Raw genomic sequence first — 15863 nt, forward strand, 5'->3', positions numbered from 1 at the left:
CGATTCACGGAATCGAATCGCCGTCAGGCAGCCTTTGCATTATCCATGTTGCTCGGGAGGATCCGTCAGACGCTCGCGTATTTCCAGCAGCTTCGGCAGCTCTTGGAAAAAGACGTCGATGATCGCGGGATCGAAGTGCCGCCCGCGTTCCTCGCGGAACAAATTCTCGATCCTATCGAGCGGCCAAGCCGCTTTGTAGACGCGCTCGGCGCTTAGCGCGTCGAAGACGTCCGCGACCGCGGTAATGCGGCCGAACAGGTGAATATCTTCTCCTTTGCGTCCGGAAGGGTATCCGGTTCCGTCCCATTTCTCATGGTGCTGCTCCGCGACGATGGCGGCGGTGCGCAGCAGCTCGCGCTTCGAGCCTCGCAGCAGTTGATAGCCGATCTTGGTATGCGACTTAATGATGTCGTGCTCTTCTTCGGTCAGCTTGCCTGGCTTGTTCAGCACGGCATCCGGAATGGCGACTTTGCCGATGTCGTGCATCGGGGAAGCGGTGCGCAGCAGCTCGGCTTGCTCGATGGGCAGCCCGAGCCCGAGCGCCAGCACGTAGGAATATTCGGCAACGCGTTTGACGTGGTTTCCGGTTTCCTTGGATCGGATCTCGCCGACTTCGCCCATCGTCGATATAATCTCGCGTTGCGTGTTGATGATCTCCTGGTGAAGCATGACGGATTCGAGCGACTTGCCGGCATACGATGCGGCGAGCGACAGGAGCTCCAGGTCTCTCGTCGTGAAGTAGTCGACTTCCGTCATTTTGTTGATCGCTTGGTACGCTCCGATGATTTCGCCGTCGTTGTTCGTGAACGGCACCGTAATGACGGATTTCGTATGATAACCGGTTCTGATGTCGTTGTCCCTGTTGTGCCTCGGATCGTTATAGGCATCCTTGATGATGAGCGGTTCGCCGCTCATGATCGAGGAGCCGACGAAGCCGGTGCCGTACGGAATTCGAATTTCTTTGACGCCGTGAGCGACTGTCGTATACAGCTCTTTGCGAACGTCGTCGATCAGCCACACCGTGCATCGGTCGGACAGGATCATCTCCCTTCCCATGTTCGCCATGAGAATGAGCACGGAGTTCAGGTTGTTTTCCCCCGCGATTTTGGCTGTATATTCGAAAATAATTTTTAGTAATTGTTCCGGCGACAGCTCGGCTTTTGCCATGAGAGACACTCACTCCTTCTACGTTGCACTCTCATTAATTCGCTGAAAGCTGTCGAAATCCTTCCTATTTTAGGATAAAAGGCTTCAAAAACCGCGCGCTGATCCTTCCGTGGAAGGATTCGAACGCGCGGATATCGGCGGTTTTAGAGGTCCTCGGGATGAAATCCGTCCATATAGCGAGAGATAATGCGGGTCAAGCTCGCGTCTTTGTCCACGGGCATCTGGAACCCGCCTGACGCTTCGAGCGAAGCAAAGCCGTGCAGCAGGCTGCGCAGCCCTCTGACCGCATGCACGGCTTCCTCGTCCGTTAACCGGAAAGGCTCTAGCAGACGATATAAGAGTCGAAGAATATCTTGCGCGATCTGTTCGTATTCCGGCGGTCTCGGCATGCCGACGCGATAGGTCGCCTCGTATAAGCCGGGATGCTCGCGCACGAATCGTACGTAAGCCGAGCCGACGTTCACGATCGCGGTTTTACCCGATTGACCGACGGCCGCATCGATCATCCGCTCTAGCAACTGGCGCGAAGCGTGCACGGCGAGCCTCTGCCGCAGATCGTCCTGTCCCGAGATATGGTTGTATAGGGACGGGGTCTTAATGCCTAACCTAGCGGCAACGTTCGACGGCGTAACGTCGTTCCAGCCGCCGAGGTCGGCGATTTCGGCAGCGGCGGCGATCACGGCATCCGGCTTAATGCCCGCTCTCATAGGGCCGCCTTCTTCTGCCAATAACGCTCGGCGGCGGCGATCGCGTCGTTCATGGCCGTTACGGGATGCTCCACGTGGGAACCATGGCCGACGACGAGCCTTGCAGGCTGAAGCGCAGCCAGCTTGCGCGCGCTTTCGATCGCGGTCGGGCCGTGCCATGTGGCGAGAGCCGGGAATGGGAAGCTTAGCTTCATATGACCCGATACGGCAATACCGCCCTTCGTCGAGAAGGCGTCTCCTACGATGATCGTATTCGTTCTCGTCTCCATGAACGCCATATGGCCTGGCGTATGGCCTGACGCGGCGATCGCGACGAGTGAGCCGATCCGATCTCCGTCCTCGATCAGGAAGTCGGGCGCGAACGGCGCTTGCTTGGGCACGTCGCCTCGGACGGGCGATTGCGGTTCGCCCGGGAGCAAGCCGCGATCGCCTTTCAGCAATAAGGCGTCCCTTCGGGAGATGCCGATGGCGGCATCGGGGTATAGCTTCTTCAACGCGGGAACCGCGCCGATATGATCGCCGTGCGCATGCGTCAGGACGATTCGCGCCAGCGGCAGTCCTGTCCGCGAGATCGCCTTGGCGATCGCCTTGGCCATCGGCGGCATGCAGGCGTCGATAAGCGTTAAGCCGTCGTCTTCCTTCACGAGCGTGCAGCCCATCGGAAACAATCTCGGAAGGAAAGGCAAATGCGAGACGGGTCCCCATTGGATCATTTTCATATCCATCGCTCCTTATAAACTAACTATGTTCACATTATAACTAATTACATTAGTTTAAGCAAGAGGCTACTTCACCTCTCTTTGGTTCGCGAGCTAGATGATCTTATCCCTACTTTAGCCGTTTGACTCCCTTACGCCGCTCCGTTCTGCTCTTACAATAAAGTTGTAAGCCATACAACTTATAAATTTTGGGAGGTCTACCGCGTGAACAGAAAATTGACACTCGCTTTAACGACGGCATTGGCAATGTCGACCTTGTTGGCAGCTTGCGGAAACAACAATAACAGCTCCGAGCCGTCCAAAGCAGCGGAGTCCAGCGCGCCGCCGGCAAGCGAATCCGCTTCCCCGTCCGCCGAACCGAGCAAAGAAGCAGAGCCTTTCACCGTATCGCTTCGCCACATTCAGATCGGCGATGCGCAGAAATTCCGCAAAGCGATCCTGGATGACGTCGTTAAGAAAACCGAAGCCGAGGTTCCCGGGTTGAAGTTCGAGCTCGACGGCGTCGAGGACGCGGCGAACCGCTTCACGAAGCTTCCTGCGGAAATGGCGGCCGGCAACCAACCCAAAATTTTCGACTTGTTCGGCGGTAACGCGGACGCTCTGAAATACGCGAAGGCGGGACGCTTGCTGGATCTAACTCCAATCCTTGACGAGCTGGGCATCAAGGACAAGTTCCTTAACGTATTCGGTCAATTCACCCTTGACGGTAAAATCTACGGCTTGCCGATCGGCGGTTCCGTGGAAGGCGTATTCTACAATACGGAGCTGTTCTCGCAGAACGGCCTCAACCCTCCGACGACTTGGGACGATCTGATCAAAGCGGCCGACGCGCTTAAAGGCAAAGGCATTACGCCGTTCGCGATGGGCTCCCAAGCGGCTTGGGTACCTAACATGCTCGTGAATACGATAATCGGCCGCTATACGAACGGCTTCCCTAACGGCATCGTAACCGGCGAAGTGAAGTGGAACCAACCTGAAGTCGTGGCGGCTTATGACCTCTACAGCGATTGGGTGGGCAAGGGCTACTTCACGAAAGGCGAGCTCGGCAAATCCTACGATGATATGCTCAACGACTTCGCGGCCGGCAAAGCCGGCATGATGTTCGACGGGTCCTGGCGTTCTTCCGCCTTCAAAGAAGGCGCGGTGGCGGCTTCCATGGCCGGCAAAGTAGGCTTCGTGGCGCTTCCCGCATTGCCTAACGCAGCGGGCGACCAAACGTCCCTGAACGCGAACTATTCCAACGGCTACGGCTTCTCCTCCGATCTGAACGATCAAGAGCTTGCCGCGGTCAAAGGCTTCATCAAAAACCTGTACAGCGACGAAATGCAGCTTCGCGGCTTGCTTGAAGACGGCGTGCTTCCTTCGATGAAGCTGTCCGACGAATCGCTCGCCAAAGTGACGGATCCGGTCGTTAAGCAAGTGCTTGACGTCATGAAAGCGGCGGGCACGACGTTCGTCCACTTCGACGCGATCGCTCAGAAAGCGGTATACAGCGAAACCGAGCTTCAACTGCAGAAGCTGATCGACGGCAAAGCATCCGGCCAACAAGTCGGCGACGCGATCCAAAAGCTGCAGGAAGCAGAGAACGCCAAAACGAAATAAGCCAGCATTCCGACAAGGAGGCACCACCCGCCTGCGAGTGGCGCCTCCTTCTCCAATAGTGGGGAGGATCTATGAAAAGCACACTTAAAAATCCCGCTGTCTACATTATGTTCGTACTGCCGACACTCGTCCTCTACGGGCTGTTTTTCCTATACCCCATGTTTTCGTCGGTCTACTTCGCCTTTACGGATTACAATGGGCTCGATGCAACGGAATATGTAGGCTTGGACAACTTTAAGAACGCGTTCTCGGATACGAACTTCCGCACCGCGATCATTAACAATATGTATTTCATCGTGTTCTCCGTCGGCATTCAGGTGCCGGTCATCATCATCTTCGCGCTCTTGATCAGCAACGTTAAACGATTGAAGGGCTTTTACAAGACGACGGTATTCATGCCGTCCATTCTGTCCACGTCGGTTATCGGCATTCTGTGGCAGTTTATCTACGATCCGGACATTGGACCGATCACGGACTTCCTCGGTTGGTTCGGCATCGATCCGATCTATTGGCTGGCTGAATCCGAATGGGCCATGGTCGCGATCCTGATTACGAACGCTTGGCAGTGGGTCGGTTTTTATATTGTATTGATTCTGGCGGCCATCTTGGCGATACCGAAAGATATCGACGAAGCGGCTGCCATCGACGGCGCGAACGCAAGGCAACGCGCTTGGTATTTGACCGTGCCGCTAATCAAGCCGATCATCTCGGTCGTCGTCATGCTCTCCATCGCCGGCGCGATGCGCGTCGTCGATATCGTGCTCGTCATGACGAACGGCGGTCCTTACGGCTCGACGGAAGTCATGGCTTCCTACATGGTCAACAAGGCGATGAAATACGGCGAATATGGCTACGGTACCGCGCTCGCCCTCATTATTTTCGCATTCGCTCTCGTGCTTACGTTCATTTACCAGCGTACGTTCGGGCGGACGGAAAGGATTGAATACTGATGACGAGATCGCTCAAAAACTCGGTGCCTCACGTCGTACTTCTGATCTATGTCGCCATTATTTTGTTCCCTTTCGTATTCGTTCTGTTCTCTTCGCTCAAGACGGACAACGTCGAAATCTCGCAAAGTCCGTTCGGATTTCCGACGGAGTTGAATTTCCAGAACTATTCGGACGCATGGGTGAAAGCGAAAATCGGCACTTACTTTTTCAATAGCGCGTACTTGGCGGTGACTTCCGCGGTCGTTGGCGTGCTTTTGGCCGCGGCGACGGCGTTCGCGATTACGCGGATGAAGTTCAGCGTGTCCAGCAAGCTCATTTACGGAATCGTGCTGATTGCCATGCTGATTCCCGGCAACGTCTTGTTCATCGCGCAATATAAGCTCGTGGACGTGCTCGGGATACTGAACACGCACTGGTCGTTGTTCCTCCCGTACACCGCGGGCGCGCTCCCCTTCAGCGTGCTGCTTGTCGCGGCATTCATGAAGTCGATTCCGGGCGAACTGGAGGAAGCGGCGATTATGGACGGACTTGGCGCGGCGGGGCTGTTCTTCAAGATTATTCTTCCGCTCACCGTTCCGGCGCTCGTTACCGTCTTCATCATCAACTTCCTCGGCAACTGGAACGAATACTTGCTGTCTTACTTCTTCATCAGCACGGATTCGCTTCGCACTTTGCCGACCGGCATGGTCGGGTTCAGGGACGCCTACCAGACGAACTACGCCCTGATCAGCACGGGCATCGTGTTCAGCGTCGTGCCGGTTCTTCTCCTGTACTCCGTGCTGCAGAAGCAGATCATCGAAGGGCTTACGGCCGGAAGTTTGAAAGGGTAAAACGAGGAGTTGTCGATTGGCGTTCATTCCCGCTAGGGGATGGACGCTTTTTGTGTTATATATGAGGCAAAGGCAAGTCGAGGAGGCGAATAACCGATGAGAGTACGCAGCTTTCCTCCGGTCATCGACGAGCGCTCGCGGCTGCTCGTGCTTGGCAGCATGCCGGGCGCGGCATCGCTCAAAGCGCATCAATATTACGGCAATGAGCGGAACTATATGTGGCGGATCCTGTACGCGGTGTTCGGGGATCGGGAGCCCGATCCGGCCTATGAGGATCGGTTGGCGTTCGCGCTTAAGCACGGCGTGGCGCTGTGGGACGCGATTGCGGCGTGCGATCGTCCCGGCAGCTTGGACAGCGATATCAAGGACGTGGAACCGAACGACATACCGGGTTTGCTTGAGGACTTCCCGAACGTCCATACGATCATCTGCAACGGAACGAAGTCGCATGCCGAGCTGATGAAGCATTACGGCGATCATCCGGAAGTCGCTAGGCGGCGCGTACGTAAGCTGCCTTCGACAAGTCCGATTCCGACGCCCAAGTACCGCGGGCTTGCAGACCGGCTCGAAGCATGGAAGATCATGAAGGAATAGGCACGCAAGTAGATGTTAGCTATACTAGTCTAGTGAAATTGAATGCTTTGATATCCGACGGAAAGGAAGCGCGCGCATGCCGAGAGCAATACAACTCACCTTGATCGTACCTGCAATATTGCTGTTCGTATTCCTGTTCGCGATGTTTCCGGTCGTGCTTCAAGCCGATCGCCGATTGCATTGGGGCGAAGGCTTCTCCAGCGTTCGCGATTATTTCGCGGGCATCGGGAACGGTCATTCGTTCCGCTATTTGGCGGGTAAGACCGAGCTGTCGTTCTGGGAGCAGATCGGCGCTAATTTCGGTACCACATTCTTCTACGTGTCGATCGGCGCCGTAATCGGAACGTTGATCGGCATGATGCTCGGCATTTATTTCGGAGTAAGCCGCCGCCAAGGGTTGAAGAGATTCGTAGAATTGACGGGCGTGCTGCCGGATTTCGTCGTCGTCATCGTGCTGCAGTTCCTGATCGTATATGTTTATGCGAGAACGGATTGGCTGGTCTTCGAGGTTGCCAGCCTCACGAGGGACGATCCGGCGATCGCGCTGCCGCTCATCTCTGCCATTATCATTCCGGCCAATTATATGCTCCGCAACGTTGCGATGCATATGGGCCATACGCTATCCGAGGATTATATCAGCTATGCCAAAGCCCGCGGACTCGGGAAGTCGTACATCGTCTTCTTCCACGCGCTTCCGAACGTGCTGCCTTATATGAGAGCGGACTTGCATAAATTTATGGGCATCATGTTCGGGAATTTGTTCATTTTCGAATATTTGTACAACATTAGCGGATTAACGATGATGGTGTTCAATAACGCATTCGCGCACGAGGGGTACCAATATTCGCTTGTCGTGAACGGGATCGTCGCGTTGCTCGTCCTCTATGTCATCGTGTACGCTTTGCAACGATTATTGCTATTCGGCATGGAGAAGGTGTTCGCAAGATGAATAAGACGTTGCTGACGGGACTGACGATTACGGTCCTCATGATTCTCGCCACTCTTTTCGGTCGCTATCTCTCTCCTCACGGCGTTGACGAACAAATGAAAATCCATTACGTTGCCGAAGAGAACACGGTCGTTGCGCCTCCGGCCGCTCCGGGAAGCGAATACCCGCTCGGTACGGACAAACAAGGCTTCGACATGCTGGCGAAAATGTTGGACGGCGCGAAATACACGATTTTATTATCCGTCTCGATCGCCTTCGTCCGCGTGCTCGTCGGAGGCATTATCGGACTTATACTCGGTTATTACGGCAAGAAGAAGGGACGCAGCACCGGCCAATTCTCCGTATGGAGCTTGCTTAACGGCATTCCGGTGTTCATCATCGCGTGGATGATCATGGTCGGAATCTCGATGAATCCAAGCGTCTCTCCGGCATATTTGGCATCCCTATTGGCGGTCGTTCTGGCGATAATCGGCATTCCCTCCGTCGCGGTTACGATTCAGGAGAAAGCGATGGTCGTGAGAGAGAAGCAGTTCGTGTTATCGGCGAAAGCGCTCGGGGCAAGCCCTTGGGCGATCGTACGCCGCCATATTTATCCGAGCATGAAGGAGAACGTCGTCATCTTGTTCGTGCAGGAAGCGGTTCTCGTGCTCGGGTTGTTCGGCCAACTGGCGATATTCAATATTTTCGTAGGCGGGACGATCAGGTACCTCGATCCGTTCCTGCCTCCGATTTACATGAGCCGTTCGAACGAATGGAGCGGCCTGATCGGTCAGGCTAGGAACATGTTCTACGTGTACCAATGGATATTGCTCGTCCCGCTAATCGGATATGTCTTGTACATCGTCGGCTTCCACCTCATTTCGGTTGGCTTGGAGAAACAGTACAAGAAAAAGTACGCTAAGTTCGCTCAAATTTAATCCAACACCAGGAAAAGGCGGAGAACGTATGATGAACGATAGATTCGCAGAATCTCGAATTTCGGTAAACGGAGGTCCGACGGCGCCTAGAGATCCGGTCCAAAGGCGCAGCGCTTTCTACGTGATGTACGAAACCGACGTCGAAGCGACCGACCGCGGCAACGGAATCCATTCGCAGGAAGTGTATTTGGATAACGGTCGCTTGGCCAGTCTAGCGAAATTCAACGGAGGAATCGAAGACGAAGGGATATTGGAAATGCTTAGAACTTGCGGCGGTTTCCGCAAGCTGGTGCATAGCATCGGCGTAACCGTCAAGGTTCGGCGGGTAGAGGACGCGCCGGTCTTCTTCGTCTTGGAGAATTGGGGGAAGACGAGCCAATACGAGACGGGAACGAAGCTGAGGGTTCCGTGTCCGGTCGACGGCACGGAGCAGGTCATCGAGCTGTCGCAAGCGGAATGGTCCGAGGACGACGATAGTCCGGGCAAATACGCCTTCGAATTTGCCCAACCCGGAGCTTTGGCTACCGTAAGCCTGATTTTCTATCTCCACGATGGCTACGAGGTGCCCGATATCGAGATCGAGCCTCCGGTCGAATTCGGCTCCCAGGCATACCGGGATATGATCGAGCTATCTTTGCTCAGTCAGGGGAACAATAAGCGGTTAAAAGCAGCGATCGAGAAGGCGAAGCGGGGCGAGGAGGTGACGATCGCCTATATCGGCGGTTCCATCACTCAGGGCGCGGGAGCAAAGCCGATTCATACGAACTGCTATGCTTACCGGTCTTACGAAAGATTCAAGCGGTCGTTCGAGCCGGCGGGCGGCGGTAACGTCCGTTTCGTGAAAGCCGGAGTGGGCGGTACCCCGTCCGAGCTCGGCATCGTCCGGTATGACCGCGACATTACGAGAGACGGGGCCGTAAGTCCGGATATCGTCGTCGTCGAATTCGCCGTCAACGACGAAGGGGACGAGACGAAAGGGAACTGTTTCGAGAGCCTTGTCCTGAACATTCTGACGAGTCCGAACCATCCGGCCGTCATTCTCCTATTCAGCGTATTCATTAACGATTGGAACCTGCAGGATAGGCTTTCTCAGGTGGGCCGACATTACGGCTTGCCGATGGTCAGCGTGAAAGACGCGGTGGCGGAACAGTTCCGTCTGACGAAAGCGGAAGGCAACGTCATTTCCAAGAGGCAGTTTTTCTACGATATCTATCATCCGACCAACGCCGGCCATACGGTCATGGCGGATTGCCTCGACCGTCTGTTCGCCGCGGCCGATCAAGCCGAAGCGGATGCGGAAGATATCTCGATCGATAAGCCGCCTATCATCGGCAACGACTTCGTAGGCATGCGGTTGCTCGACCGCAGCAACTATAATGGCGTCGCAGAGATCGCAGAAGGCGGGTTCACGGAAACCGATTCCGAGCTGCAGAACGCGGAGATGGACGATCATCCGTACGGCACGCCGCAATTCCCGTACAACTGGATGCGTACGGCTTCTTCGGGCAACGCCAGCTTTAAGCTGACCCTCGCGTGCAGATGTCTCATTCTCGTGTTCAAGGACTCGGGGAATGGCGATTTCGGCAAAGCGGAAGTCATCGTCGACGGGAAGCCGGTACTCGTCGCCGATCCCCATCTGATCAACTGGACGCATTGCAACGCCGTTCTGTTGGTTCGCGGCGAGGAAACGAAGGTACGCGAAGCGGAAATCCGAATGGCGGCAGGCGAAGAAAATAAGAGCTTCACCGTGCTTGGGTTCGGGTACGTCGAATAAATTCCGTAATAAAGCGAAGCGCTCCTCGATCGTCGAGGAGCGCTTCGCGCGTTTACCAGCCCATTCGTTCGCGGAGCGACGTGATGTGGGCGATATGGTGCTTACCGTGCCAGACGCAGAACGGAAGCAAGAGGTTCAAGTCCATCCGGCTGCTCGCCGGATGCACGAGCGTTCTGGCGAAGTCTTCGGCGGACATCGCGCGCAGGAGCGCCATCCAGCGATCGAACAAGCCGTCCAGCAACGCGATGGAGGAGGCGATCGGAAGCTTGGAATCCGCGAAGGATGCCCACGGATCTTCCTCGAACGGTTTGATCGTCGGATTGTCTTCGGTCAAAGCCAGCTTAAACCTCGTGTACTGGTTGATCGACGCGTCCGCGAGGTGATGGACGACTTGGCGTACGGTCCAGCCGTCCGGACGGTAGGGCGTATCGAGCTGTTCGTCGTTAAGCCCCGCAGTTGCTTTCTTTAGCTTCGCCGGCACTTTTGCCAGCTCTTCGATCAACGTTGCGCGCTGCGCTTCCGTCAAACCGTCCGGTTTGACGAATTTGCCGATCGGGAACTTCAATTGCTCTGATGTCGCGGTCATGTTCAACTTCCCCTCTCCCGGGCTTTGGACGGACATTTACTTCGCCGTAAGCTGTTCCATTTGCTCGATCAAACCTTGGAACACGCTCATCGCTTGGCGAATCGGTTCAGGCGACGACATGTCGACTCCGGCTTTCTTCAAGATGTTGATCGAGTAGTCGCTTCCGCCGCTCTTCAGGAAGCCCAAGTAGCGGTCGACGGCCGGCTTGCCTTCGTCGAGAATTTGCTTCGCGAAACTCGTCGCGGCCGAGAAGCCCGTCGCGTACTTGTACACGTAGAAGCTCGTGTAGAAGTGGGGGATTCGCGCCCATTCCATCTCGATATCTTTGTCGACGACCATATCTTTGCCGTAATACTGCACGTTCAGGTCGTAGTAGATTTGGCTAAGTACTTGAGGCGTCAAGGCTTCGCCTTCCTCGGCTTTGGCGTGAATGATCTTCTCGAACTCCGCGAACATCGTCTGGCGGAACACGGTCGTCCGGAATTGGTCGGCGTAATACGTGAGCAGGTACATTTTCGCCTTCGGATCGTCCGCCTTCTCCAGCATGTCGTGCATGAGCAGCGCTTCGTTCAGCGTGGAAGCCACTTCTGCGAGGAATATCGTATATTGCGCGTCGCGGTACTCCTGTGTCGTGTCCGAGTAATACGAGTGAAGCGCATGGCCCATCTCGTGCGCGAGCGTGAACATGCTGTTCAAGTTGTCCTTATGGTTCAGCAGGACGTAAGGGTGGGTGCCGTATGCTCCCCAGCTATAGGCGCCGCTGCGCTTGCCTTCGTTCTCGTACACGTCGATCCAACCGTTATCGTACCCTTCCTGGAGCACCTTGCGGTAGTCGTCTCCGAGCGGGGCCAAGCTGTCGTAAACCCTCTGCTTCGCTTCCTCGTACGAGATCTTGAGGTCGTACTCGTCGACGAGCGGAACGAACAGGTCGTACATATGAAGCTCATCCAGCTTCAGCAGCTTTTTGCGCAGTTCCATGTACCGGTGCATGAGCGGCAGGAACTCGTGGATCGTCGCGATCAGATTGTCGTATACCGACTGCGGGATGTTGTCGCCGAACAGCGACATCTCGAGCGCGGACGGATACTTGCGGGTTTTGGCGTAAAACAGGTTTTTGGTCACGTTGGCGTTCAATGTGGCGGCCAGCGTGTTTTTCCACTTGGCGTATGTATCGTACATCGCCTTGAAAGCTTCGCGCCGGACTTCCGGATTGCGGCTTTCGAGGAACTGAATGTAGCGGCCGTGGGAGAGCTCGACTTCTTCGCCTTGATCGTCCTTGACTTTCGGGAACTTCAGATCCGCGTTGTTCAGCATGCCGAAAATCGTGTTCGGAGCTTGGGACAGGTTGCCGACTTGCGCCATCAGCGATTCCTCGTTCTTCGACAAGGTGTGCGGCTTCTGGCGGAGCATCTCGGTGAGCGTGCGCTTGAATTTCGCCAGCTTCGGAGCTTCCGTCAGCGCCTTCAGCTCGGACTCGGACAGGCTTAGGATTTCCGGCGTAATGAAGGAAGTCGCTTCGCTCGCTTCTACGCTCAGCTTCTTCGATTTGTCCGACAACGCTTGATACGTCGGTTCGGCCGTGTCCTCGTGGTGCCGCATGTTGGCGTACACGTACAGGCGCTCCGTGAGCAAGGAGATTTCGTCATCGAGCGTAAAGCAGCGGTCGATCGCGTCAGCGTCCTTCAGCTTGCCTTGGAAGGAGGCGATTTCGCCCAACAGCTTCTTTACTTTGCCGTACTCGGCATCCCATGCCGCCTGGTTAGGGTATAAGTCTTCCAGCTTCCAACGGTGCTCCTGCGGCGTCTCGCTTCGTTTAGGTACTTGGCTCATAGGGTTCGATGACCTCCTTAAGGGTTTGTCGCGCGCGGCTAGCGAAGAACGGATTCCTTCGCCGGCCGACGCGGAATAAGCGGATGAGTGCTGGATCGTGCCAGCCATCAATACGAAAGCCGCCATGACGGCGGCGACAGGCAGGGGATGCAGTCTCATAGGAACCTCCGGTTATCGGGAATGGTTTCCTGGAACAGTATGCCCCTGCGCGGCCTGTTGTTTACATCGTCCCGGCGCCTAACTGCCTGCTTTATAGAAGCTATACACGATGAGGAAGAAGGCGAACAGCACCAGCGCGATCGAAGTCAGCGCGAGCCCGCGGCGCAAGTTCTGCGGAATGCGGTCGCGCATCATGATAATGACGCCGGCAAGCGCGAATGACGCAATGATGAAAATGATATTGGCTTCCATGTGAACGACGAAACCTCCTGGCGGTCAGCGGTTTAGATGTTGCGAAGCTTCTCCATCGTAAGCTGCAGTTCCTCTTCGCCTCCGGGGAAATCTTCGGCGCGGAATCGGCGTTGCGCCCAGTCCATCATCTCCGGGCGGCTCAGGAATTTGTGGCATTCTTCGCCCCATTGATCCGAAATTTCGCGTACGACGAGCGTCTTTCCTTGCACTTCTACGGTAAGCATATTGTAATTATCGTGTTTGTAGACGGTATGTTTCGCGAACATGCGTACTCTCCTGGTCTTGGCAGCGATTGCCGTTTTTTTTCATCATAGAAGAGATGGGCGTAGAAAGCAATGTCGCGCCGTCAGAATCGGTTGACAGGGAGGCTTCGCTGTGCAATTCTACGGGTAATCATTTCATGGTGTCATGGAGTGGGAGCCGAGGTCAGACGAGATGAGCATTGACGAGACGAGAGGAGACGAGTGCAATGAATGAATTTCATGAAGGTTCACGGATCGCTGGAGAGGGCAAACCGCCGGCGTATCCGCAGACGGGCGTAGCGAACACGTGCCGGGCGTTCAAGGAGTACGAGGCGATGTTCCGGCTGACGGAAGCCGATTGGCAGGCCGGTCCGGTGCTGGACGTCGCGGGAGGCGGCTCGTCGTTCACGGCGCATTTGCGCGGGATCGGCGTCGACGCGTACGCCGCGGACCCGTTCTACGCGGGGCTGACGGAGCAAGTGATCGCGGACGCGGAGAAGGAGATCGAAGTGTCCTCCGCCAAAATCGCGGCGAATGCCAATGCTTACGATTGGAGCTTCTACGGCTCGCCGGAGCAGCATCGGAAGCTGCGGGAACAATCGCTTCGGCGGTTCGCGGAGGATTTCCGCAGCGAAGGCGCGCGAGAGCGTTACGTCGCGGCGGCGTTGCCGAGCTTGCCTTTCGAGGACGGCTTCTTTTCGCTTGCGGTGTGCAGCCACTTCTTGTTCTTATATGCCGACGCTTTCGACGAACGGTTCCATACGGCAGCGATCGAAGAGCTTCTTCGCGTGCTGAAGCCGGGAGGACAGCTGCGGATCTATCCGCTCGTTACCTTAAAGTGGGAGCCGATCCCCTATCTTCCAAAGCTAATTGATAGGGTGGCGGGGCTTGCGGAAGCGGAGCTCGTTCCGACCGGATTGCCGTTTACTCCGACCCCTAGTTCCTTGCTGCGACTGGTTAAACTAGGTTAACGGCGAGGGTCGGGTATATTGCAACTTGCCTGCGATTCGGTTATAATTACCTCATTCGCCGAGAACGGCGAGATTTTAGGAGGTTTTTCATTTGAGAGGAACAGTTAAGTGGTTTAACGCAGAAAAAGGCTATGGATTCATCTCGGTAGAAGACGGCAACGATGTATTCGTTCACTTCTCCGCAATCCAAGGCGATGGCTTCAAAACTTTGGAAGAAGGCCAAGCGGTTGAGTTCGAAATCACTCAAGGCAACCGTGGTCCTCAAGCATCCAACGTGGTGAAACTGTAAGTCTCGCGTTGCGAGGACTTATTTTCATAATCACGAATCGAGCATCGACGCCCCTTGTACCGGTCAGCCGGGCAAGGGGTTTTTCATAACTGCTTGGTGCGAGGCACGCGCCGTCCTTTCCCTTTAGGGAGCGGGCGGTTTTTTTGTTTCATTGCGCGGAGGGTTATGCGAAATCGGGATGGGGAGGGGATCGGATGGTTATGCGAAATCGGGATGAAGATCGAATGGTTGGCTTTGAAGAGGCGTTTGAGGCGTTCCTAGCGGAACAGAGACGGAACGCTACGGGAATGCGATTGGAGATGTTGAACAAGGATCTAACCGGCACGAAGAAGCTGCTCGAGATGCTGTGGCCGGTGCTTGGTTCGTTTGAAGATTTGATCCTCGAATACGAGGTGACGAGTCTGTCAGGCGTGAAGATCTACGTGGACGTGTTCCACCGGGTATGGCGAATCGTGTTCGAGGCGGACGGGTTTGTCGTGCACGCGGAGAAAATCACGAGAGACCGGTTTTCGTTCGAGCGGATGCGCGTGCGCACGTTCATGAATCTGGGTTGCCGCTACATGCCGTTCAGTTGGGACGAGCTCGACAAGAAGCCGGATGCATGCCGCCGTTCCGTATACGAGATGCTCGGCCGGTTCGGCAACGGACGCATAGCCCACGGCGGCGGACTCGGCTGGATGGAGCTTCCTGTCTATGAGCGGGAACTCATCCGCTGCGCATGGCTGCACAACAGGCCGTTCGGGATGAAGGAGGCGTGCGAGTGGCTGCAGCTTAAGGATGATACGGCTCGCTTGGTCATACGAAGTCTGATTTCCCGCGGAATCCTCCAAGGTATTGGCGGAAGTTTGAGGAGAGCACATCTCTTTCAACTAACTGAGCTCGCAGGGGGTCTCAGATAGTGGGGGTCTCGAGCAGGAGATGAGATGTCCGAAAAAATCGGGTAACTGGCCCGTAGGAGGGGTTAGCGAGCAGGAGATGTCCGAAAAAATCGGATAACTGAGACGTTCGAGGGGTCAGCGAGCAGGAGATGTCCGAAAAAATCGGGTAACTGAGACGTTGGTGGGGTCAGCGAGCAGGAGATGTCCGAAAAAATCGGGTAACTGAGACGTTGGTGGGGTTGGCGAGCAGGAGGTGTCTGAAAAAATCGGGTAACTGAGACGTTGGTGGGGTTAGCGAGCAGGAGATGTCCGAAAAAATCGGTTAACTGAGACGTTGGTGGGGTCAGCGAGCAGGAGATGTCCGAAAAAATCGGGTAACTGAGACGTTGGTGGGGTTAGCGAGCAGGAGGTGTCTGAAAAAATCGGGTAACTGAGACGTTGGTGGGG

The 15863-nt window shown here is 55.5% G+C and carries 17 protein-coding genes; 10 read left to right on the plus strand and 7 right to left on the minus strand.

The annotated features are described in order from the left end of the window. Nucleotides 1-39: 39 nt before the first annotated feature. The 3 genes from COHPA_RS0120990 to COHPA_RS0121000 all read right to left on the minus strand — a co-directional run bounded on the left by COHPA_RS0120990 (nucleotide 40) and on the right by COHPA_RS0121000 (nucleotide 2593). Nucleotides 40-1167, minus strand: a complete 1128-nt coding sequence (locus tag COHPA_RS0120990) for an HD domain-containing phosphohydrolase (RefSeq protein ID WP_027088116.1) — start codon at nucleotides 1165-1167, stop codon at nucleotides 40-42. Nucleotides 1168-1310: 143 nt separating this feature from the next. Beyond that, the gene (locus COHPA_RS0120995) at nucleotides 1311-1874 is read right to left on the minus strand and encodes a TetR-like C-terminal domain-containing protein (protein WP_027088117.1); all 564 of its coding nucleotides are present in this window, start codon (nucleotides 1872-1874) and stop codon (nucleotides 1311-1313) included. Further along, the gene (locus COHPA_RS0121000) at nucleotides 1871-2593 is read right to left on the minus strand and encodes an MBL fold metallo-hydrolase (RefSeq protein WP_027088118.1); all 723 of its coding nucleotides are present in this window, start codon (nucleotides 2591-2593) and stop codon (nucleotides 1871-1873) included. The genes COHPA_RS0120995 and COHPA_RS0121000 overlap by 4 nt, the downstream gene beginning before the upstream one ends. A 204-nt stretch (nucleotides 2594-2797) precedes the next feature. Here COHPA_RS0121000 and COHPA_RS0121005 point away from each other — a divergent pair, with 204 nt between their 5' ends. From COHPA_RS0121005 to COHPA_RS0121035, 7 genes are all read left to right on the plus strand, one after another. Then, the gene (locus tag COHPA_RS0121005) at nucleotides 2798-4195 is read left to right on the plus strand and encodes an extracellular solute-binding protein (RefSeq protein WP_027088119.1); all 1398 of its coding nucleotides are present in this window, start codon (nucleotides 2798-2800) and stop codon (nucleotides 4193-4195) included. A gap of 71 nt (nucleotides 4196-4266) precedes the next feature. Continuing rightward, on the plus strand, nucleotides 4267-5145 hold the full coding sequence (locus tag COHPA_RS0121010; RefSeq protein ID WP_027088120.1) for a carbohydrate ABC transporter permease: 879 nt from the start codon (nucleotides 4267-4269) through the stop codon (nucleotides 5143-5145). Continuing rightward, on the plus strand, nucleotides 5145-5975 hold the full coding sequence (locus tag COHPA_RS0121015) for a carbohydrate ABC transporter permease (RefSeq protein WP_027088121.1): 831 nt from the start codon (nucleotides 5145-5147) through the stop codon (nucleotides 5973-5975). The genes COHPA_RS0121010 and COHPA_RS0121015 overlap by 1 nt, the downstream gene beginning before the upstream one ends. Before the next feature lie 96 nt (nucleotides 5976-6071). Further along, nucleotides 6072-6569 (plus strand): DNA-deoxyinosine glycosylase, encoded by a 498-nt coding sequence (locus tag COHPA_RS0121020; RefSeq protein ID WP_027088122.1) that lies wholly within the window; start codon nucleotides 6072-6074, stop codon nucleotides 6567-6569. A 76-nt stretch (nucleotides 6570-6645) separates the two neighbouring features. Further along, nucleotides 6646-7518 carry an ABC transporter permease subunit gene (locus COHPA_RS0121025; RefSeq protein WP_027088123.1) on the plus strand — a complete coding sequence of 291 codons (873 nt, stop codon included), beginning with the start codon at nucleotides 6646-6648 and terminating at the stop codon, nucleotides 7516-7518. Continuing rightward, the gene (locus COHPA_RS0121030) at nucleotides 7515-8435 is read left to right on the plus strand and encodes an ABC transporter permease (protein WP_027088124.1); all 921 of its coding nucleotides are present in this window, start codon (nucleotides 7515-7517) and stop codon (nucleotides 8433-8435) included. The genes COHPA_RS0121025 and COHPA_RS0121030 overlap by 4 nt, the downstream gene beginning before the upstream one ends. A gap of 31 nt (nucleotides 8436-8466) precedes the next feature. After that, entirely contained in the window at nucleotides 8467-10209 is a 1743-nt protein-coding gene (locus tag COHPA_RS0121035) for an SGNH/GDSL hydrolase family protein (RefSeq protein WP_156926715.1), read from the plus strand. Nucleotides 10210-10261: 52 nt separating this feature from the next. Here the strand turns inward: COHPA_RS0121035 and COHPA_RS0121040 are convergent, their stop codons facing one another. From COHPA_RS0121040 to COHPA_RS0121055, 4 genes are all read right to left on the minus strand, one after another. Then, nucleotides 10262-10795, minus strand: a complete 534-nt coding sequence (locus tag COHPA_RS0121040) for a YfiT family bacillithiol transferase (RefSeq protein ID WP_027088126.1) — start codon at nucleotides 10793-10795, stop codon at nucleotides 10262-10264. A 36-nt stretch (nucleotides 10796-10831) separates the two neighbouring features. Continuing rightward, entirely contained in the window at nucleotides 10832-12625 is a 1794-nt protein-coding gene (gene pepF, locus COHPA_RS0121045) for an oligoendopeptidase F (protein WP_069202126.1), read from the minus strand. Nucleotides 12626-12862: 237 nt separating this feature from the next. Next, nucleotides 12863-13036 (minus strand): hypothetical protein, encoded by a 174-nt coding sequence (locus tag COHPA_RS25880; protein WP_035119712.1) that lies wholly within the window; start codon nucleotides 13034-13036, stop codon nucleotides 12863-12865. A 32-nt stretch (nucleotides 13037-13068) separates the two neighbouring features. After that, nucleotides 13069-13302, minus strand: a complete 234-nt coding sequence (locus COHPA_RS0121055) for a hypothetical protein (RefSeq protein ID WP_027088128.1) — start codon at nucleotides 13300-13302, stop codon at nucleotides 13069-13071. A gap of 203 nt (nucleotides 13303-13505) precedes the next feature. Here COHPA_RS0121055 and COHPA_RS0121060 point away from each other — a divergent pair, with 203 nt between their 5' ends. From COHPA_RS0121060 to COHPA_RS0121070, 3 genes are all read left to right on the plus strand, one after another. After that, nucleotides 13506-14249, plus strand: a complete 744-nt coding sequence (locus COHPA_RS0121060; protein WP_027088129.1) for a class I SAM-dependent methyltransferase — start codon at nucleotides 13506-13508, stop codon at nucleotides 14247-14249. Between the two features lie 91 nt (nucleotides 14250-14340). Then, nucleotides 14341-14538, plus strand: coding sequence for a cold shock domain-containing protein (locus tag COHPA_RS0121065; protein WP_027088130.1), 198 nt, complete (start codon nucleotides 14341-14343; stop codon nucleotides 14536-14538). A gap of 194 nt (nucleotides 14539-14732) precedes the next feature. Next, nucleotides 14733-15437, plus strand: a complete 705-nt coding sequence (locus COHPA_RS0121070; RefSeq protein WP_027088131.1) for a hypothetical protein — start codon at nucleotides 14733-14735, stop codon at nucleotides 15435-15437. Nucleotides 15438-15863: the final 426 nt, after the last annotated feature.

This window comes from Cohnella panacarvi Gsoil 349 (genome assembly GCF_000515335.1).
GTDB classification, from domain to species: domain Bacteria; phylum Bacillota; class Bacilli; order Paenibacillales; family Paenibacillaceae; genus Cohnella; species Cohnella panacarvi.